The sequence below is a fragment of the Streptomyces sp. NPDC048417 genome (genome assembly GCF_040651615.1).
In the GTDB taxonomy this organism is placed as follows: Bacteria; Actinomycetota; Actinomycetes; order Streptomycetales; family Streptomycetaceae; genus Streptomyces.
Genome location: NZ_JBEZKI010000013.1, coordinates 251,219 through 269,245 on the forward strand (window position 1 = coordinate 251,219; position 18,027 = coordinate 269,245).

19 protein-coding genes and 1 pseudogene are annotated in these 18,027 nt (G+C 71.6%); 11 read left to right on the forward strand and 9 right to left on the reverse strand.

Annotation, left to right across the window (positions count from 1 at the left end):
* The first annotated feature begins 101 nt into the window (after positions 1 to 101).
* Both AB0D59_RS22050 and AB0D59_RS22055 read left to right on the forward strand, forming a co-directional pair.
* Complete coding sequence (locus AB0D59_RS22050) at positions 102 to 1,088, forward strand: WYL domain-containing protein (protein WP_362567887.1); 987 nt, start codon at positions 102 to 104, stop codon at positions 1,086 to 1,088.
* A gap of 59 nt (positions 1,089 to 1,147) precedes the next feature.
* Positions 1,148 to 1,666, forward strand: coding sequence for a DUF4240 domain-containing protein (locus AB0D59_RS22055; protein WP_362567889.1), 519 nt, complete (start codon positions 1,148 to 1,150; stop codon positions 1,664 to 1,666).
* Between the two features lie 3 nt (positions 1,667 to 1,669).
* Here AB0D59_RS22055 and AB0D59_RS22060 read toward each other — a convergent pair whose 3' ends face one another.
* Both AB0D59_RS22060 and AB0D59_RS22065 read right to left on the reverse strand, forming a co-directional pair.
* A complete protein-coding gene (locus tag AB0D59_RS22060; protein ID WP_362567765.1) occupies positions 1,670 to 1,915 on the reverse strand; it encodes a hypothetical protein in 246 nt (81 codons plus the stop codon).
* 318 nt (positions 1,916 to 2,233) lie between these two features.
* Positions 2,234 to 3,016, reverse strand: a pseudogene (locus tag AB0D59_RS22065) (peptidoglycan recognition protein); the annotation flags it as partial.
* Between the two features lie 190 nt (positions 3,017 to 3,206).
* Between AB0D59_RS22065 and AB0D59_RS22070 the strand changes: the two are divergent.
* On the forward strand, positions 3,207 to 4,391 hold the full coding sequence (locus AB0D59_RS22070; protein ID WP_362567768.1) for a MarP family serine protease: 1,185 nt from the start codon (positions 3,207 to 3,209) through the stop codon (positions 4,389 to 4,391).
* A 3-nt stretch (positions 4,392 to 4,394) separates the two neighbouring features.
* On the opposite strand, the gene AB0D59_RS22075 is transcribed toward AB0D59_RS22070, so the two are convergent.
* Complete coding sequence (locus tag AB0D59_RS22075) at positions 4,395 to 4,883, reverse strand: GNAT family N-acetyltransferase (RefSeq protein ID WP_362567771.1); 489 nt, start codon at positions 4,881 to 4,883, stop codon at positions 4,395 to 4,397.
* Positions 4,884 to 4,954: 71 nt separating this feature from the next.
* Between AB0D59_RS22075 and AB0D59_RS22080 the strand changes: the two genes are divergently transcribed.
* Together AB0D59_RS22080 and AB0D59_RS22085 are read left to right on the forward strand one after the other, a co-directional pair.
* Positions 4,955 to 5,848: a TIGR01777 family oxidoreductase gene (locus tag AB0D59_RS22080; protein ID WP_362567774.1), complete on the forward strand. Its 894-nt coding sequence runs from the start codon at positions 4,955 to 4,957 to the stop codon at positions 5,846 to 5,848.
* Between the two features lie 160 nt (positions 5,849 to 6,008).
* Positions 6,009 to 7,367 carry an NAD(P)/FAD-dependent oxidoreductase gene (locus AB0D59_RS22085; protein WP_362567777.1) on the forward strand — a complete coding sequence of 453 codons (1,359 nt, stop codon included), beginning with the start codon at positions 6,009 to 6,011 and terminating at the stop codon, positions 7,365 to 7,367.
* Positions 7,368 to 7,749: 382 nt separating this feature from the next.
* On the opposite strand, the gene AB0D59_RS22090 is transcribed toward AB0D59_RS22085, so the two are convergent.
* On the reverse strand, positions 7,750 to 9,216 hold the full coding sequence (locus AB0D59_RS22090) for a regulator (RefSeq protein ID WP_362567780.1): 1,467 nt from the start codon (positions 9,214 to 9,216) through the stop codon (positions 7,750 to 7,752).
* A gap of 248 nt (positions 9,217 to 9,464) precedes the next feature.
* On the opposite strand from AB0D59_RS22090, the gene lipB reads away from it, so the two are divergent.
* From lipB to AB0D59_RS22110, 4 genes are all read left to right on the forward strand, one after another.
* Positions 9,465 to 10,265 (forward strand): lipoyl(octanoyl) transferase LipB, encoded by an 801-nt coding sequence (gene lipB / locus AB0D59_RS22095; protein WP_362567783.1) that lies wholly within the window; start codon positions 9,465 to 9,467, stop codon positions 10,263 to 10,265.
* Between the two features lie 107 nt (positions 10,266 to 10,372).
* Positions 10,373 to 11,362, forward strand: a complete 990-nt coding sequence (gene lipA / locus AB0D59_RS22100) for a lipoyl synthase (protein WP_362567785.1) — start codon at positions 10,373 to 10,375, stop codon at positions 11,360 to 11,362.
* A 251-nt stretch (positions 11,363 to 11,613) separates the two neighbouring features.
* Complete coding sequence (locus tag AB0D59_RS22105) at positions 11,614 to 11,811, forward strand: hypothetical protein (protein WP_089101191.1); 198 nt, start codon at positions 11,614 to 11,616, stop codon at positions 11,809 to 11,811.
* Positions 11,812 to 11,881: 70 nt separating this feature from the next.
* Positions 11,882 to 12,583 carry a DUF4191 domain-containing protein gene (locus AB0D59_RS22110; protein ID WP_362567788.1) on the forward strand — a complete coding sequence of 234 codons (702 nt, stop codon included), beginning with the start codon at positions 11,882 to 11,884 and terminating at the stop codon, positions 12,581 to 12,583.
* 681 nt (positions 12,584 to 13,264) lie between these two features.
* On the opposite strand, the gene AB0D59_RS22115 is transcribed toward AB0D59_RS22110, so the two are convergent.
* Both AB0D59_RS22115 and AB0D59_RS22120 read right to left on the reverse strand, forming a co-directional pair.
* A complete protein-coding gene (locus AB0D59_RS22115; RefSeq protein WP_362567791.1) occupies positions 13,265 to 14,032 on the reverse strand; it encodes a dienelactone hydrolase family protein in 768 nt (255 codons plus the stop codon).
* 272 nt (positions 14,033 to 14,304) lie between these two features.
* Entirely contained in the window at positions 14,305 to 14,514 is a 210-nt protein-coding gene (locus tag AB0D59_RS22120; RefSeq protein ID WP_362567794.1) for a hypothetical protein, read from the reverse strand.
* Between the two features lie 114 nt (positions 14,515 to 14,628).
* Here AB0D59_RS22120 and AB0D59_RS22125 point away from each other — a divergent pair, with 114 nt between their 5' ends.
* Together AB0D59_RS22125 and AB0D59_RS22130 are read left to right on the forward strand one after the other, a co-directional pair.
* The gene (locus AB0D59_RS22125; protein WP_362567797.1) at positions 14,629 to 15,726 is read left to right on the forward strand and encodes a right-handed parallel beta-helix repeat-containing protein; all 1,098 of its coding nucleotides are present in this window, start codon (positions 14,629 to 14,631) and stop codon (positions 15,724 to 15,726) included.
* 44 nt (positions 15,727 to 15,770) lie between these two features.
* Positions 15,771 to 16,835, forward strand: coding sequence for a methyltransferase (locus AB0D59_RS22130; protein WP_362567800.1), 1,065 nt, complete (start codon positions 15,771 to 15,773; stop codon positions 16,833 to 16,835).
* Positions 16,836 to 16,913: 78 nt separating this feature from the next.
* Here AB0D59_RS22130 and AB0D59_RS22135 read toward each other — a convergent pair whose 3' ends face one another.
* From AB0D59_RS22135 to AB0D59_RS22145, 3 genes are read right to left on the reverse strand one after another with little or no spacing between them, the layout of a single operon-like run.
* Positions 16,914 to 17,246 carry a TcmI family type II polyketide cyclase gene (locus AB0D59_RS22135; protein ID WP_362567803.1) on the reverse strand — a complete coding sequence of 111 codons (333 nt, stop codon included), beginning with the start codon at positions 17,244 to 17,246 and terminating at the stop codon, positions 16,914 to 16,916.
* A 34-nt stretch (positions 17,247 to 17,280) separates the two neighbouring features.
* Complete coding sequence (locus AB0D59_RS22140; RefSeq protein ID WP_362567806.1) at positions 17,281 to 17,760, reverse strand: SRPBCC family protein; 480 nt, start codon at positions 17,758 to 17,760, stop codon at positions 17,281 to 17,283.
* A 1-nt stretch (position 17,761) separates the two neighbouring features.
* Positions 17,762 to 18,013 carry an acyl carrier protein gene (locus AB0D59_RS22145; RefSeq protein WP_362567809.1) on the reverse strand — a complete coding sequence of 84 codons (252 nt, stop codon included), beginning with the start codon at positions 18,011 to 18,013 and terminating at the stop codon, positions 17,762 to 17,764.
* Positions 18,014 to 18,027: the final 14 nt, after the last annotated feature.

The following is an 18,027-nucleotide window of genomic DNA, read 5'->3' on the forward strand; positions in this document are numbered from 1 at the left end:
CCTTCCTCCGCCACGACGGCGCTCAGCCACGCCGGCGGTTCCCGACAGTGCCGAACCACGCCCGGCCCCGGCTGCCGGTGCACCCCGGCATCATGAGACGTATGCGTGCCGCCCGGCTGATCAAGATGGTGCTTCTGCTCCAGTCCCGGTCCGCGATGACCGCCGGTGAACTGGCGGCCGAGCTGGAGGTGTCCGAGCGGACCGTGATGCGGGACGCGCAGGCCCTGTCGGAGGCGGGGGTGCCGGTGTACGCGGACCGGGGCCGGGCGGGCGGGTACCGGCTGGTCGGCGGGTACCGGACGGGGCTGACGGGGCTGGGGCGGAGCGAGGCAGAGGCGCTGTTCCTGAGCGGGGTGCCGGGGGCGTTGCGGGAGATGGGGCTGGCGGACGCCGCCAGTGCCGCCCGGCTGAAGGTGTCCGCCGCGCTGATGCCCTCGCTGCGAGACGCCTCCCGGACCGCGGCCCAGCGGTTCCATCTGGACGCGCCCACCTGGTTCGCCGAGCCCGGGACCCCCGCGCTGCTGCCCGCCCTCGCCGACGTCGTGTGGGACGACCGGCGGGTCGTCGCGCACTACCGGCGCGGTGAGTCGGAGGTACGGCGGGAGCTGGAGCCGTACGGGCTCGTGCTGAAGGCCGGTGTCTGGTACCTGTGCGCGCGGGTCGCGGAGACCGACTCCTACCGGGTCTACCGGATCGACCGGTTCACCTCGGTCGAGGCCGGCGAGGAGCGGTTCGCGCGGGACGAGGAGTTCGATCTGCCGGGGTTCTGGGACCGGCGGGCGGAGCAGTTCGCGCGGTCGATCCTGCACGCCGAGGTGGTGGTGCGGCTGTCGGCCGTCGGCCTGCGCAGACTGTCGTACGCCGTCGACCCGGTGGCCACACGGCAGGCGCTCGCGGGCGCCGGCCCGCCGGACGCGTGGGGGTGGGTGACGGTGACCCTGCCGGTGGAGAGCGAGGAGGTCGCGCACGGTCAACTGACCGCGCTCGGGCCGGAGGCCGAGGTGCTGGCGCCGCCGGGGCTGCGGGCGCGCTTCGCGGCGGACGCGCGGCGCCTGGCGGGGCTGTACCCACCGTCGGGGGACGGCTGATAACAATCCGCACCACTCCGCGTGCGCCCCGGGCGCACAGGCACGATGCTGGACCCGTGATGGACGAGACGGAGTTCTGGGAGCTGGTCGACGGCACCCGCGAGGCCGCCGAGGGCGACCCGGAGGACCAGGCGGACCTGCTCGTGGACCGGCTGCTCCAGCTGGACCCGGACATGGTGCTGGACTTCGCCCGTCACTTCGAGGCCCGCTACAACCGCGCCTACCGCTGGGACCTGTGGGGTGCCGCGTGGGTGCTGCTCGACGGGGCCAGCGACGACGCGTTCGACTTCTTCCGGTGCTGGCTGATCGGCCAGGGCCGGGAGGTGTTCGAGGGCGCCCTGCACGACCCGGACGGGCTGGCGGAGTCGCTGGGCGACTTCGACGAGGAGATCGACGGCGACGGCGAGGAACTCGGGTACGCCGCGGACGAGGCGTACGAACAGCTCACCGGGACCGTAGCCCCGGACCTGGGCATCGCCCCCGCACCCTCCGAACCGGAGGGCAGCCCGGTCGACTTCGAGAACGAGCAGGCGCTCGCGGAACGGTTCCCCAGACTCTGGGACCGCTTCAAGGAGTGAGTGCTACGCCGTGCGGCGCCGGGTCACGTCCGACGGGATGTACGCCGGTGTCTGCTCAGCCCTGACCGCGTGGTGCATCGGCGCCGCGTTGGCCTGGTCGAGGGCGGACGCGGTGACCGCGGCCGGGCCGAGGACGACCGTCGCGACCGCGCAGACCACGGCCCAGGGGCCCCGCGCGGACCTGACCCAACCGTCCTGCTCCTTGGCGGCGTTGGCGTCCTTGCGGGCTTCGGTACGACCGCTGTTCATGATCCCCACCTCCAGTCGGCTTGTGTTGCCCATGACGTTAGGACGCGGGGATCTGAACGGCCTGCGTACCGCCTATGGCGTTCCTGTGGACGCTTCCACGGGTGCCTTCAGGAACCTGAGGGGTACTTCGAGGGGTGCTTTGAGGGGTGCTTTCAGAGGTGTATTCAGGGGTGTTCGGGCCGGGGCCGCGGCGGGTGTGCTCGGCGGAGTCCCCGTGGGTGTGCTCGGCGGGGTCGCCGTGGGCGGTGCCGTGGGTGTGCTCGGCGGGATCGCCGTGGGCGGTGCCTGCGGGGCCGTGGTGGGCGGGGCCTGCGGCACCCTCCCCTGGAGCCGGGCTGCCGCCTCCCTGATCTCGGGGAGGCGGGCGGCGAGGGCGGCGCCGGGGCAGTTGGTCCGGTAGCCGTCCTGGTGGCCGGCCACCGCGGGCAGGGCGACGACGACGCCCTCCCGGTACCGGCTGAGCCCGTTGCTGGAGACCAGGCGGGCCCTGGTGCGCGGGTCGACGTCGGCCAGCCCGAGCTTCCAGGCGGCGAGGGCGGCGATCGATTCGGTCATGGCGCGCGGCACGGGCACCCCGGCGGTGAAGGTACCGAGGGCGGCGATGCCGGCGGTGCGGTGGTTGAAGCCCTGGGTGTGGGCGCCGACGACCGCTCGCTCGGTGCCGCCCGCGCGGCCCTCGTAGATGGTGCCGCAGCGGTCGACGAGGAAGTTGTAGCCGATGTCGTCCCACGCCCGGTCGCCGGTCTGCCCGGTGTAGAGGCGGCGGATGATCTCGGGCACCTCGGCGCAGGCGTAGCCGTTCGGCGAGTCGGTGTGGTGCACGAAGACGGCGACGACCCTGTCGTCGTAGCGCGGCGGCGGCTGGGTGCGGCGGACGGTGTCGTCCAGCCAGGCCGAGCGCGGCACGATAGGCGGCCGGGGCGCCCGGTAGCGGGTGGCGGGGCTGGCGGGCGCGGGCGCGGCGAGGTGGATCGCGACGGGCCGGTCGGCACCCTGGGCGCACAGCAGCAGCGCGAGGGCGGCGGCGAGGCCGGGCAGACAGCCGAGCAGGGTCAGGACGGCGATTCTGGTGCGCCGCCCTGCTCTGGGGAAGACACGCATGGCATCCACTCTCGGGTTGATCCACTTGGCCCGCGATGTGTGCTGTGCCACCTGGTGGAACCAACGTCCCGGTCCGAGGCGTTTCAGGTGGTACACGCACGCGTGGCCGGTTCCCGAGGTTGTCGCGCGTGTGGACTGATCACTGGACCTGTCCCGACCGTATTAAGGGCACCGAGAGAAAGGCGGCTCAGTGGACCTGCTCGACCTGGTGCTCGTACTGGTGGTCCTCGTCTACGCGGCGTCCGGTTACCGGCGCGGGCTGGTGGCAGGCTGTGTCTCGCTGGCCGGGTTCGTGGGCGGCGCGGTCATCGGCGTGTGGGTGCTGCCGTGGGTGATGGAACTGGTCACCCGGGGGACGGCCACGGCGACGGTGGTCGCGGTGCTGACGGTGCTGGTGCCGGGGGTGGTCGGGCACGAGCTGGCGGGGCGGCTGGCGCTGCGGCTGCGCCGTGAGCTGGACCAGGGGCCGCTCCGGGTGGCCGACGGGATCGGCGGGGCGGCGGCCAACTCGGTGGCGGTGCTGATCGTGGCCTGGGTGGCGGCGAGCGTGCTGGGCGCGTCCTCGTCGCCGGGGGTGACGACGGCGATACGGGACTCCAAGCTGCTCGGCACGGTGCAGAACACCATGCCGGACACCACGCCGGCCTGGTTCTCGCGGGCCACCTCGGCGCTCACCGAGGCGGGGTTCCCGCAGGTCTTCAACCCGTTCGAGAACGAGTCGACGGCCCGGGTCGCCAAGCCGACCGGCGACAGCGTCACGGCGGCCGCCACCAGTGCGGCCAAGCGCAGCACGGTCAAGATCGAGGGTGTCTCGGGCACCCAGGGCCGCGAGGGCAGCGGGTTCGTGTACGCGCCGGAGCATGTGATGACCAACGCGCACGTGGTGGCCGGCATCACGGACCCGAGCGTGCGGATCGGCGGGGTCGGGGCGTCGTACGAGGCGCAGGTGGTGCTCTTCGACCCGGACCGGGACGTGGCGGTGCTGTACGTGCCGCGGCTGCGCGCGCCGGTGCTGGGGTTCGACACCGGTGCGGCGCGCGGCGACTCGGCGGTGGTGGCCGGCTATCCGCAGGACGGCGACCTGAACCTGCAGGCGGCCACGGTCGCCGCCAAGGTGCCGGCCACCGGCCAGAACATCTACAACGACGCCACCGTGACCCGCGAGATCTACTCGATCCGCTCCACGGTCCGCCCCGGCAACTCCGGCGGCCCGCTGCTGACCACCGGCGGCAAGGTGTACGGCGTGGTGTTCGCCCGCTCCACGTCGGACGACGAGACGGGGTACGTCCTGACGGCCGACGAGGTGGCCTCGGACGCTACCCGCGGGGCGAACGCCACGGCGGCGGTGGACACCGGCGAGCTGATCACGTCCTGACCGTCACAGCGCCCGGCCCATGATCACGTCGTCGACGTACTCGCCGCCCAGGAGGAACTCCCCCGGCAGCACGCCCTCGACGGCGAAGCCCTCCGACTCGTAGAGCCTGCGCGCCGGCGCGTTGTGCCCGAGGACGCCCAGCCGGATCCGGCGGGCGCCACGGCGGCGGGCCTCCTCCATCACCGCCCGCAGCAGCGCCCGGGCGATCCCGTGACCGCGGGCCTCCTCGGCGACCGCGAGGCCCTGGATCTGCCGGACATGCGCGTTGGAGGCGATGTTGTAGGCGAAACCGAGGCGGACATAGCCGACGATGCGCCGGTCGAGTTCGGCGACCAGGGTGTCCTCGGGGGCGTGGCGCCCGCTGAAGAAGGGGTCGTACGGCGGCTGCGGCTCGGGGCCCACGGCGTGCAGATACGACCAGGTGGCGCGGTCCAGGGCGGACAGCTCCTCGTCGTCGTCGGGCAGGGCGGCGCGTATGTACGGTTCCGGCATGTGGTCACCCTAAGTCGGGTGACACCGGGGTCCGGAGGTCTTCCGGCGCGTGTCCCGGCATGCTGGGACACATGGAACGCTCTCGTATCGCGGTGGCCGGCGCGTCCGGTCTGATCGGCAACGCCCTGGTGCGGTCCCTGCGGGCGGACGGGCACGAGGTGGTGCGCCTGGTGCGGCGCGGGGCCCACGGCGCCGGGGAGGTCTGCTGGGACCCCGAGGGGCAGTACGTGGACACGGCCGGGCTGGCCGGCTGCGACGCGGTGGTGAACCTGGCCGGGGCCGGCATCGGCGACCGGCGCTGGACGGACGCCTACAAGCGGCGGATCCGGGACAGCCGGGTCCTCGGCACGGCCGCGCTCGCGGAGGCGGTGGCCGCCCTGGAGGAGCCGCCACGGGTGTTCGTGAGCGGCAGCGCGATGGGCTTCTACGGCGACACGGGCGACCGGGTCGTCGACGAGGACGCGCCGCCCGGGGACGGCTTCCTGCCGTCGCTGTGCGTGGAGTGGGAGGAGGCGGCGGCCCCGGCGCGGGAGGCGGGCATCCGGACGGTGTTCGTCCGCACGGGCCTGGTGGTGGCCCGCGGCGGCGGGGCCTGGGGCCGGCTGTTCCCGCTGTTCCAGGCGGGACTCGGCGGCCGGCTGGGCGACGGCCGGCAGTACTGGTCGTTCATCGCGCTGCACGACGAGGTGGCCGCCATCAGGTTCCTGATGGACACCGAGGGTCTGGAGGGCCCCTTCAACCTCACCGCGCCGCACCCCCTGACGAACGCCGAGATCACCGCGGCGATGGCCCGGGTGCTGCGGCGCCCGGCCCTCTTCCCGGTCCCCTCGCCGGCACTGCGGCTGGCGCTCGGCGAGATGGCCGGGGACGTGCTGGGCAGTCAACGCGTGGTGCCCAAGCGGCTGCTGGAGTCGGGGTTCACCTTCGCGTTCCCGGGCATCGAGGACGCGATCCGCGCGGCCTGACAACGCATGTGACCGTATGCGACCGTCGTGCGACCGTGCCCTGTTCATGCGCGACTGCCCTTGACCGATCACCGCCCTAACCTCGACCCGAACTCGGGTATCCCCGGAGCTGGTTGGGGGCATCACGTCTCCACCGGACGCGCAATCGAGGAGGGGCCTCGTGCATGAGCCCGCGTACCAGGCGGACGTCGTCATCGTGGGAGCCGGTATCGCCGGACTCTCCGCGGCTCATCGGCTGAACAGCGCAGGAGTAACGACCGCGGTCCTAGAGGCCGCCCCTTACGTCGGCGGCCGTATGTCGACCGAGAAGGTCGACGGCTTCCGGCTCGACCGGATAGGACAGCTCCTGTCCACGTCCTACCCGGAGCTACGGCTGGCACCGGGACTGGACGCCCTGGTTCTGCGCCGGTTCGCGCCCGGCGTACTGCTGCATCGCGACGGGCGCAGGCACCGGGCCGGCGCTCCGGCGGGCGGCGGGAGCGCGAGGGGCGCACTGTATGCGGTGCGCGCCCTGGCAAGCGCCCCCAGGGGCGGCTCGGCCGTGTCGCCCGCGCGGGCGACCGCGCCGATGGGCAGCGCGGTCGACCAGGCGCGGCTCGGTGCGGCGCTGGGCCGGATCGCCACGACACCGGTGGAACGCATCCTCGCCCGCCCCGAACTCCCGGCCGCGCACGCCCTCGCGGCGCGCGGCGTGCCCGCCCGTACGATCGACGGCTTTCTGCGCCCGCTGCTCGCGGCCCTGCTCTGCGACCCGGAGCTGACGACGTCCAGCCGGTGCGCGGACCTCGCCCTGCGCTCCTTCGCGAGCGGGCGGCTGTGCGTGCCGGAGGGCGGCGCCGAGGTCCTTCCGGAACTCCTCGCCCGCGCCCTTCCACCCGGCACGGTACACACGGGCGTCCGGGTCACCTCGGTCTCGACGACGTCCGTGACGACGGCGGAGCACGGCGAGATCCGCTGCCGGGCGGTGCTGCTGGCGACGGACGCGCGGGCCGCCGCCGGGCTGCTGCCGGGGCTGCGCGTGCCTGACTTCCACCAGGTGACGGTGGTCCATCACACGACGGACGAACCGGCGGCGCTCACGACGGGGGCGTCGCTCCTCCTCGACGCGGACCGGGGCGGGCCCGTCTCCCACACCTCGGTCGTCAGCAACATCGACCCGAGCCGGGCCCCGCAGGGCCGCGCCCTGATCTCCTCGACGGTCCTCGGGCCGCCGCCCTCCGACATCGACACGGCGGTCCGCTTGCACCTGGCCCGGCTCTACGGCACGTCCACGCACCGCTGGGAGACGCTGGCCGTCCACCACACGCCGGAGGCGATCCCGGCGATGCGCCCCCCGCACGACCTCCGCCGCCCGGTCCGCCTCCTGGCCGGCCTCTACGTCTGCGGCGACCACCGGGACACCAGCACGGTCCAGGGAGCGTTGCACTCGGCCCACCGGGCAACGGCGGCGATCCTGACGGACCTGGGTGTATCGGGCTCGATGCACGCGGCGGAGCCGATGCAACGCCGGGCGGCGTAGACGCGCCCTTAGGAGCGCGGGGCTGTATTCGATATGCGGCTCCGCGGCGTGGGCGCGAGAAGCCACGACGGCGCCGCACCCGGCCGCAAGCCGGAACCGGCAACGGCGCGTAGCGCCGAACGGCTCGGCACCGCCGGACAACGCCGTCGTGGCCGATCACCGCCGCGGCGGAAGGAAATTCCAGCCGCGGCGGGAAAGACAGCACCGAGCCGAACGCGGGCCGGCCCAGTACCAGGCCGCGTGGCAGGCCGCCCAGCACCAAGCCGAACGCCGGCAGACCCGGCACCAAGCCAGACACCGGCAGACCCAGGCACCAAGCCAGACGGCGGTGCCCAGGCACTGTGCCGGACGGCGGTAGCCCCGGTGCCGGGTCATGCGTCGGTCAGTTCAGCGCGGCGACCTTGTCGCGGTAGGCCCTGGCCGGTGCTGCGTCCTTGTACGGCTCCAGGCGGCGTTCGAAGTCCTTGACGTACTCGATCGCGCGTACCGAGCGCATCTCCGCCGCGGCGCCCGCCGCCTCCGCGCCGAGCGCGCACGCCTGGTCGAGTTCGCCGAGGCCCAGGCGGGCCGTGGCGAGGACGACGCGGCAGAAGAGGCGGCTGCGCGCGTAGGAGGGCGCACGGAGTTGCAGCGAGCGCTCCGCGTGCTGCGCGGCCGCCCGGAACTGCTGGAGATCCCGGTGGCAGTGACCGAACTCGTCGGCGAGCTGCGCGTCGTCGAAGAAGCGCGCCCAGTGGGGGACTTCGTCGCCGGGCCGGGCCGCCTCCAGGGCGCGTTCGGCCCGGACCAGCGCGCCGGTGCACGCCCGTACCTCGCCGAGGACTCCGTGGGCGCGGGCCTCGGCCGCGTGCAGGAGGGCCTGGACGACCGGCGGGGCGTTGGTGCCCACGCCCTGCTGGGCCACCCGCGCCAGCTGCACCGCCTCCCGGCCGTGGCCGAGGTAGACGGCCTGGCGGCTCATGGTGACGAGGACGTAGGAGCCGTAGGAGCGGTCCCCGGCCGCCTGGGCGAGCCGGAGGGACTGGACGAAGTAACGCTGGGCGAGACCGTGCGCGGCGATGTCGTACGACGTCCAGCCCGCGAGCCGGGTCAGGTCGGCGGCCGCGGCGAACAGCTTGCGGCCGGTCTGCTCGCCGTACGTGCCGCGCAGCATCGGCTCGCACTCGTGCTCCAGATAGCGCACCAGCGCCTGCCGGGCGTGCCCGCCGCCGTACGTGTCGTCGAGCGTGCGGAACAGTTCGCCGACCGAGCGGAGCGCGGCGATGTCCCCGCCGGTGACCCGCTGGCCGGGCCCGCGTTCGGCCGGGCCGCGCGAGCGTCCCGGCGGAGCCGGCTGTTTGGGTGCGGCGGGCCGGATCTGGGCCGGCACCCGGGCGGCCGGCGGCGGCGTCTCGGCACGGGCCACCCGGTCGTCGGCGCGGCCGATCAGCCAGTCCCGGCTGGGCACCACGAGCCCGGCCGGGGTGAACGCGATCTTGCGCAGCTCGGCGTGGCTGCCGGAGTCCTTGCGCCACAGCCCGCTGACGATGTCGACGGCCTCCTCGGGGGTGGCCGCGAACTCCAGCCCGGCGTAGACCGGGGCGCAGGCGTCGAGGCCCAGGTCCTGGGCGGTGAGCCGGCGGCCGAGGCGCCTGGTGAAGACCTCGGCGATCAGGGCGGGGGTGGTGCCCCGGGGCTGCTGGCCGCGCAGCCATCGGGTGACCGACGTCTTGTCGTATCTGAGATCCAGCCCGTGTTCGAGACCGAGCTGGTCGACCCGACGGGCCAGACCCGCGTTGGAGAACCCTGCTTCTGCGATGAGCGCGGCGAGCTGGCGGTTGGGGGTGCGCTGCGCGGGTCGGTCCGTCATCTGCGGTGCGGTCTCCTGCCTTCTGGCTCAGCTCGGTAGCTTGTGCCCGGATTGCCGGTGAGCAGCCCTTTTGGCGCTCGTGGACGGCGCGAATGTAGCGGAGAGTGAGCAGTCGATCGCACATTTCGACGTTCATTCATCCGATCGTGTGAGGATTGGCCCCAGGGCTGACGCGTGACGGGCGGACGTACAGTGGCTTGGGCGCGTTATGTGCCTGACACACCCATCGCCCGAGGGAGGCGCTTGCCGTGAGTGAGTTGCGGTTCGTCCGCATGGGGTTCGGCGCGGATGCCGTCGAGTACCAGCAGGCGTGGGACGAGCAGCGCCGGGTGCACGCGGCGCGGTTCGCCGACGAGGTGCCCGACACGGTGCTGCTGCTCGAACACCCGCCGGTGTACACGGCGGGCCGGCGCACCGCGGACAACGAGCGGCCGCTGGACGGCACCCCGGTGATCGACGTGGACCGCGGCGGCAAGATCACCTGGCACGGCCCGGGCCAGCTGGTGGGCTACCCGATCCAGAAGCTCCCGCGCCCGGTCGACGTCGTCGCGCATGTACGGCGCCTGGAGGAGGCGCTGATCCGCGTCTGCGCCGAGTTCGGCCTGGAGACCACCCGGGTCGAGGGGCGCAGCGGGGTGTGGGTGCTCGGCGACCCGGTGGAGCAGCGGCCGCAGGCCCTCGGGGGGCTCTCCCTGGACTTCGACCCCCGGCTGACGGACGAGGAGTTCGACCCCCGCCTCAACGGCCCGGAGTACGCGCCCTCCAACGCCGGGCAGCGCCGCGAGGACCGGAAGATCGCCGCGATCGGCATCCGGGTGGCCAAGGGCGTCACCATGCACGGCTTCGCGCTCAACGTGAACCCGGACAACAAGTGGTTCGACCGGATCATCCCGTGCGGCATCCGAGACGCCGGGGTCGCCTCCCTCGCGGGCGAGCTGGGCCGGGACGTGACGATCGAGGAGGTGCTGCCGGTGGTGGAGCGACACCTGACGGACGTCCTGGAGAACGCGGAGCTCAAGCCGCGCGAGATCGAGAAGACCCCCGCCTGATCCAGGGAATGCGCCCTGCGGCCGAGGGGTTGGCCTCCACGGAAGGGCCCAGCAATCACGGGCGTACCCTGGTGTACGCCGAGGAATCGAAGTTACAGGGAGCCGACGTGTCCGCAGTCTCACCCGACGGACGCAAGATGCTGCGCCTGGAGGTCCGGAACGCCCAGACCCCCATCGAGCGCAAGCCCGAGTGGATCAAGACCCGGGCGAAAATGGGTCCCGAGTACACGAAGATGCAGAATCTCGTGAAGAGCGAGGGCCTGCACACGGTCTGCCAGGAAGCCGGCTGCCCGAACATCTACGAGTGCTGGGAGGACCGCGAGGCGACCTTCCTCATCGGCGGTGACCAGTGCACCCGGCGCTGCGACTTCTGTCAGATCGACACCGGCAAGCCCGAGGCGCTGGACCGCGACGAGCCGCGCCGCGTGGGTGAGTCCGTGGTCACCATGGACCTGAACTACGCCACCATCACCGGCGTCGCCCGCGACGACCTGGAGGACGGCGGCGCCTGGCTGTACGCCGAGACCGTGCGCCAGATCCACGCGCAGACGGCGGACCGCGAGGCCGGCCGTACCAAGGTCGAGCTGCTCGCCCCGGACTTCAACGCCGTCCCGGAGCTGCTGCGCGAGGTCTTCGAGTCCCGCCCCGAGGTCTTCGCGCACAACGTCGAGACGGTGCCCCGGATCTTCAAGCGGATCCGTCCCGGCTTCCGCTACGAGCGCTCGCTGAAGGTCATCACCGAGGCCCGTGACTTCGGCCTGGTCACCAAGTCCAACCTGATCCTCGGCATGGGCGAGACCCGCGAGGAGGTCTCCGAGGCGCTGCGGCAGCTGCACGAGGCGGGCTGCGAGCTGATCACCATCACGCAGTACCTGCGCCCGAGCGTGCGGCACCACCCCGTGGAGCGCTGGGTCAAGCCGCAGGAGTTCGTGGAGCTGAAGGAGGAGGCCGAGCAGATCGGCTTCTCCGGTGTGATGTCCGGGCCGCTGGTCCGCTCTTCGTACCGGGCCGGGCGCCTGTACCAGATGGCCATCGAGCTGCGTCAGTCGGCTGCTCCGCAGCGGGGCGGCTCGTTCGTGGCCGCGCAGGCGGTCTGATCTCTCCGCGCCGCTCCCCCGACCTGGGAGCGTGTGAATTCGCGCACAAGATACTACCGGCCAGTAATGACCGAATGACCGCGGTCCTGACCGTCCTCGCTGATGAGGACGCCCGTCAGGACCGCGCCAGCGTGCGGGACCCGCGTATCAAGGTTTCATTGGTGTTTGACCGGTCGGTCACGCCCTGGTAACACCAAACAGTGACCCTGGTATCACAGCACGTACACCCACTCCGAGGGGGGACCTTCACCATGCAGGCCGCGCCCGTTCGCGCCACCGCCATCCCGTCCTTCACCGACGCGCTGCGCGCCGTCGAGTCCCTCCTGATGAGCGGCGGCCAGCGCACCGCCCGTCAGAACGCCTGGACCTCCGTGCTGGAGGACCGTCGTCGCGCCAAGGACCGGGTGGAGGCGCAGCACTTCCTGGAGCAGGCCGCCGGCCGCTCCTGACGGCTCCCCTGGGCCCCTTCTCCGGGCACCGCCGTCGTCGGCACTCCCGGGGCCACGTAGACTGCGGGGCATGGCGAGGAAGGAACCCGCAGCGGACGCTGCGAATGCCGGGCGACTGAAGCAGATCGTCCTGACGTACAAGATGACCCGCAAGGCCGATAAGACCATCGGTCTTGTACTTGCAGGTGTCGGTCTCGGCACCCTTGCAGTCTTCCTCGTGATCGGCTTCCTGATCGGCCACCCGGTCTATCTGGGCATCCTGGGCCTGCTGCTCGCCTTCCTCGCGACGGCGATCGTCTTCGGCCGCCGGGCCGAGCGGGCGGCCTTCGGCCAGATGGAGGGCCAGCCGGGCGCCGCGGCCGCCGTTCTGGACAACATCGGGCGGGGCTGGACGACGACACCGGCGGTGGCGATGAACCGCAGCCAGGACGTGGTGCACCGGGCCGTCGGCAAGGCCGGCATCGTCCTGGTCGCCGAGGGCAACCCGAACCGGGTGAAGACCCTGCTGGCCGCCGAGAAGAAGAAGATGGCCCGGATCGTGGCCGACGTGCCGGTGCACGACGTGATCGTGGGCACGGGCGAGGGCCAGGTCGACCTGAAGAAGCTGCGGACCACGATGCTGAAGCTCCCGCGGGTGCTGACCGGTCCCCAGGTGACGACCACCAACGACCGGCTGCGGGCCATGGGTGACCTGATGAGCAACATGCCGCTGCCGAAGGGGCCGATGCCGAAGGGCATGCGGATGCCCAAGGGTGGGCCCCGGGGGCGGTAGGCACACCCGAGGACTTCGAGACGCGGCGGTCGCCGATGCGACCGCCGCGTCTTCGTGTTTTCCGGCCTCGAAGATCTCCTCGGCGCGGCGGTAGGAGAGCCGGGCCCGGCCGGTCTCCGGGCACACGTCGAGCGTGGGTGTTCCGGCCGGGGCCTTGCGGTCGGTGAGGAACAGCGGGCCGCGGGTACGGCGGGCGATGAGGCGCGGCAGGATCACCGCCAAGGGCGGTGCCGGACTGCCAGTGGATCCACTCGGTCGCCCCGCCCTTGGCGGTGATCCTGCCGCGCTTGTCCTGCGGGTAGAGGTCTTCCACGTTGAGGCACAGCACCTCGTCGGCCCGTGCGGCGGACTCGTAGAGCATCTCCCACCGCGTCTTCTCCCGCAGCGCGACGTCGAGGCGCCACAGGGCGGCGATCTGGTTCTCCGCGAGAGCCTTGGTGCGGTCCAGCGACGCCGGCCGCCGCTCGATGCCGATCGTCGGATCGCACTCGATCCACGGCCGCAGTAAATGCGTACACCTCGCCCCGGCGGCCGGATTGGTCCGCCGCAGGTCGCGGTGATCACCGTAGGGGCTCTGCCGCAGTAAATCCGGTATTCACTGCGGTAGTTGTGAATACGTCTCCGCGATCGAGTAACCGCCCGAATGCGTTTCTGCTGTGCGGACCTGAGGGGAGTGGACTGTCAGCGCCCGGGGCCGGCATGCTTGCCTGGGTCATGCCCCAGATCCTCCGTCACGGGCAGGCACTCGGCGAGCAGGTCGACGACGTCGCGCCAGGCTCGCTGCGCGTGCCGTGGGTGGTAGCCGACGCCGGGGACCACGGGGTGGCCGACCGGCGGGTGGTGGAAGGCGTGCAAGGCGCCGCCGTAAATGACGAGGCGCCAGTCGACGCCCGCGGCCTGCATCTCGGCGGTGAACGCGTCCCGTTGCGCGGGCGGCATGATCGGGTCTTCCGACCCGACCCCGGCCCACACCGGGCAGCGGATGCGCGCCGCCTCGCCCGGTCGGCCCGTGGTCAGTGCGTTGACTGTCCCGATCGCGCGCAGGCTGACGCCGCCGCGCCCGAGTTCCAGCCCGACGGCACCCCCCGTGCCATAGCCGACGGCGGCGATCCGGTCGGGGTCGGTCCGCGGTTCGGTGCGCAACACATCGAGCGCCGCATGGCCGATGCCTCGCATCCGCTCGGGGTCGGCGAGCAGCGGCAGGCAACGGGCCAGCATCTCCTCGGGGTCGCCCAAATAGCGCCCGCCATGAAGGTCGAAGGCCAGCGCTACATATCCCAGCTCGGCGAGAGCATCGGCCCGGCGGCGCTCGACGTCGCTGAGCCCCATGCCCTCTGGTCCGAGCAGCACCGCGGGCCGGCGGTCGACACCGGCCGGGAGCGCGAGGTGCCCGATCATCGTCAAACCGTCGGCCGGATACTCGACCGTACGCGTCGTAATCGTCGTCATGAGACTGGACTGTAGTGATCGTCGAGCCCGGTCCGGCCGGTGTTCTGCCGCTGGCAGAGCAGCGCGGGTATCCCTCTGAAATACGGCGAGGGCCCACAAGAACCGTCACAGACCCCGCCCCCACGGCAGCGCTGTCGGATCACCTGCCCGGGCCACGGTGTTGGAGGCCGACCCTCGCAGCAGGATCCCGGGGTATACCGGCCCGCTCCCGTGAAGGGCGTCACCAGCTAGTTCCCTCACGGCTCAGGCAGCCTGACCGAGACCGGCGGCGGTCAGGTCAGGAGATGGTGCCCTCGCGTACGGAGACGGCCACCCGCATCAGGTGACGGAACCGTCAGCAGCGCCAGCAGATGCTCATCGCGGTCCGTGGCATCGGCCGTCCACTCCAGCTCATCGCGGCTCGGGGAGAAGAACAGATGCAGCTCATGCGCGGTGATCAGCCGCTTGAACCGCGGATACGCGGTCCGTTCAATCGATGTCACAACCCGCCCCAGGCCCCAGACGACGGCGCGTATCTCGGTCACAGCCCCAGATGACACGCCGCCGAACGGCGTATCCAGCGGGTAATCGGGTCATCGGCTCCTAACCTGCAAAATGTGACAAAACGCCATATCACATACCTCGCCTGCGCCGCCGCCCTGTGCGGCTCCCTCCTCGGCGCCGCCCCGGCCACCGCCACCCACCGCACCCTCGTGGTGCATCCGGGTGAGTCGATCCAGAAGGCCGTGGACGCGGCCGAGCCCGGCGACACCGTCCTCGTACTGGCCGGCACGTACCACGAGAGCGTCAAGGTGACCACGCCCGACCTCACCCTGCGCGGCGCGGGCCAGGAGACCGTGCTCCAGCCGGCCAAGAAGGCCAAGAAGGCCAAGAAGGCCATGCCGCAGAAGGCCGCCGCCCAGAAGTCGTGCGCGGAGATGGGCAACGGCATCTGCGTGGTCGGCACCAAGAGCCGGCCCGTCGAGAACGTCACCATCGCCCGGATGACCGTGACCGGGTTCTCCCGGACCGGCGTCATGGCGGTCGGCGCGGCCAACCTGAACGTGCACGGCGTGGCCGCCGTCAAGAACGGCCAGTGGGGCATCGCCGAAGAGCGCTCCGTGCACAGCGCCTACCGGTACAACGTCGCCCGGAACAACGGCGACGCGGGTCTGTTCCTCGCCAACACCATCACCGCGGAGAAGGGTGCCCCCGACACCGACGGCACGGTGGTCGAACACAACCTGCTGGAGAAGAACCGGATCGGCGTCACCGTGCGCCGGCTGCGCAACCTGACCGTCTCGGACAACTCGGTGAACGGCAACTGCGCGGGCGTGTTCATCGTCGGCGACGAGAACAAGCCGAAGGCCGGTCACATCGTCGTCGCCGACAACCAGGTCGTGAAGAACAACAAGTACTGCAAGAAGACGGCCCGGCTCTCTTTCCTGCAGGGCTCCGGCATCGTCCTGACCGGCGCCGAGGACACCCTGGTCACCGGGAACACGGTCACCGGCAACTCGGGCAAGTCCCCGATGTCGGGCGGTGTCGTGGTCTTCAAGAGCTTCGTGGGCGCCACCAGCGACAAGAACCAGGTCACCCACAACAAGCTGTCGGGCAACGCCCCCGCCGACCTGGTCAACCAGGAAGCCACCAAGCACGGCAACAGCTTCAAGAGCAACACCTGCAAGAAGTCCAAGCCCGCCGGTCTGTGCTGACCTGACGGCCGTACGACACCCCCCACAAGGAAGGTAGGCGGCACATGACCGCACCAGCACGCGATCTCTCGGCGCCGAAGGATCCGGCGCGGGACGACGCACCGCCGCCGTCGATGCGGCTGCGCGAGCTCGTGTTCGGGGCGGCCTGTGCCGCCGCCGTCCGCGCGGCCGCCCGGCTGCGCGTCGCCGACGCGCTCGGGGACGCTCCGATGACCGTGGAGAGCCTGGCGTCCGCGGTGAAGACCGACCCCGGGCCGCTGCGCCGGCTGCTGCGCGCCCTGTCCTGCTACGGCGTCTTCGCCGAGCGCCCGGACGGGACGTTCGCCCACACCGAGACCTCCCGGCTGCTGCGCGAGGACGACCCGCACAGCCTGCGCTACATCGCCCTGTGGTGCACCGAGCCGTGGACCTGGGACGCCTGGCCGAAGCTGGACGAGGCCGTGCGCAGCGGCCGCAACGTCATCGAGGACCTCTACGGCAAGGAGTTCTTCGTCTACCTGAACGAGGACGCGCCGGAGTCGGCGGACGTCTTCAACCGGGCGATGACCACCTCCAGCGAGCAGTCGGCCCGTGAGGTCGCAGCCCTGCTCGACCTGTCCGGCAGCCGGTCGGTCGCGGACCTCGGCGGTGGCCAGGGGCACGTGGTGGCCTGTCTGCTGGACAAGTACCCGGCGATGAAGGGCTATCTGCTGGACCTGCCGCGGGTGGTGGAGAAGGCCCTGCCGCGGCTGCGCCCGGGCGGTGACCTGGAGGACCGGGCGCGCATCGTGCCGGGTGACATCCGGGAGGCCGTACCGGTCGACGCGGACGTCTACATCATCAAGAACATCCTGGAGTGGGACGACGAGTCCACCGCGCAGCTGCTGGCCAACGTGGTCGCGGCGGGCGGCCCCGGGACCCGGGTCGTGGTGATCGAGAACCTGGTCGACGACACCCCGTCGATGCGGTTCAGCACCGCGATGGACCTGCTGCTGCTCCTGAACGTCGGCGGGGCCAAGCACACCACCGACAGCATGGTGCGCCGGCTGACCGAGGCCGGTCTGAGCGTCAACGACATCCGCCCGGTCAACCCGTATCTGCACGCCTTCGACTGCACGGTGCCCGCCTGAGGCAGGTCCCGGACACGCCGGTGCCGGGCCCGCGTTCTGCGCGGGTCCGGCACCGTTGGCGTACGGCGGTACCGCGGTTCACGCGCCGCCGTCGCGCTCCCAGAGGTAGAAGCGCTGGGCCATCGCGTCCTTCGGGGAGCGCCAGGTCTCCGGGTCGTACGCGCTGACGTACGCCGTGAGACGGTCGCTGACGTCCCTGAAGTCGGGGTGCGAGGTGACCTTGGCGATGGCCGGTCCCGGCTCGCGCTCGGACTCGATGAGGTGCATGTACACATCACCGAACTGGAAGAGGCTGCGCCGGACCACCCCGACGAGGTGCGGCAGCTCTCCCCGGTCGGACTCCGCGAACACCTTCGCGATGTCGGGGGCGGAGCCCGGTGCCATACGGGCGACGATCAGGGCCTGGTGCACGTGTCTCTCCGTTCCTGTCTTCCCGACGGCCGGCTCAGTCGGCCAGGGCCGGGTCGGGGCGCCGGCCGGTGGCCGCCTTCTCGATCTTGTCCCGGATCAGGGCCATCTGGACCTTGGAGTTCTTGTTGATGTTGTCGGTCATCCACTCGTCGTCGACGGGGGCTTCCGGCTTCATCGCGAAGTCCTGGACCCAGATCATCCGGGTGCCGGCCGGCACTTCCTCGTACTGCCAGCGGATGTTCATGTGGGCGAAGGGGCCGGTCTCCACGCGGCGGGCCCGGACGGACAGGTTGGGGCGGTCGGTCTCGCGCTCGGAGACCCAGCTCCACACCTTGCCGTTCTCGTCGGGGTGCATGGTCAGCCGGAAGGTGACCTTGTTCCCCTCCTCTTCGAGGATCTCGACGCCGGCGTACTCGCTGAACAGCTGCGTCCAGTTGGCCACGTCGTTGGTCATGTCCCAGACCAGGTCGACGGGCGCGGAGATGGTGATCTCGTTCTGGGTGTGTCCGGTCATGTCAGGCTCCCGCGGGCATGGCGCTGTTGACGAGGTCGAGGAACTGGCGGGGGGTCTTGCACCGCTCGGCGTCCACCGGCATGGGCACGCCGTGCCGGTTCTCCAGCTCGCCGACGATGCCGAGCAGGCCGAGCGAGTCGACGCCGAAGACGTCGAAGCCGGTGTCACGCCGGTCCTGCAGGTCGGCCGGGGCGACGGTGACGCCGGCGGCCTTCTTCATGAGTTCGGACAGTTCGTCCACGGTGATGCTCATAGGAACTCCTTCTC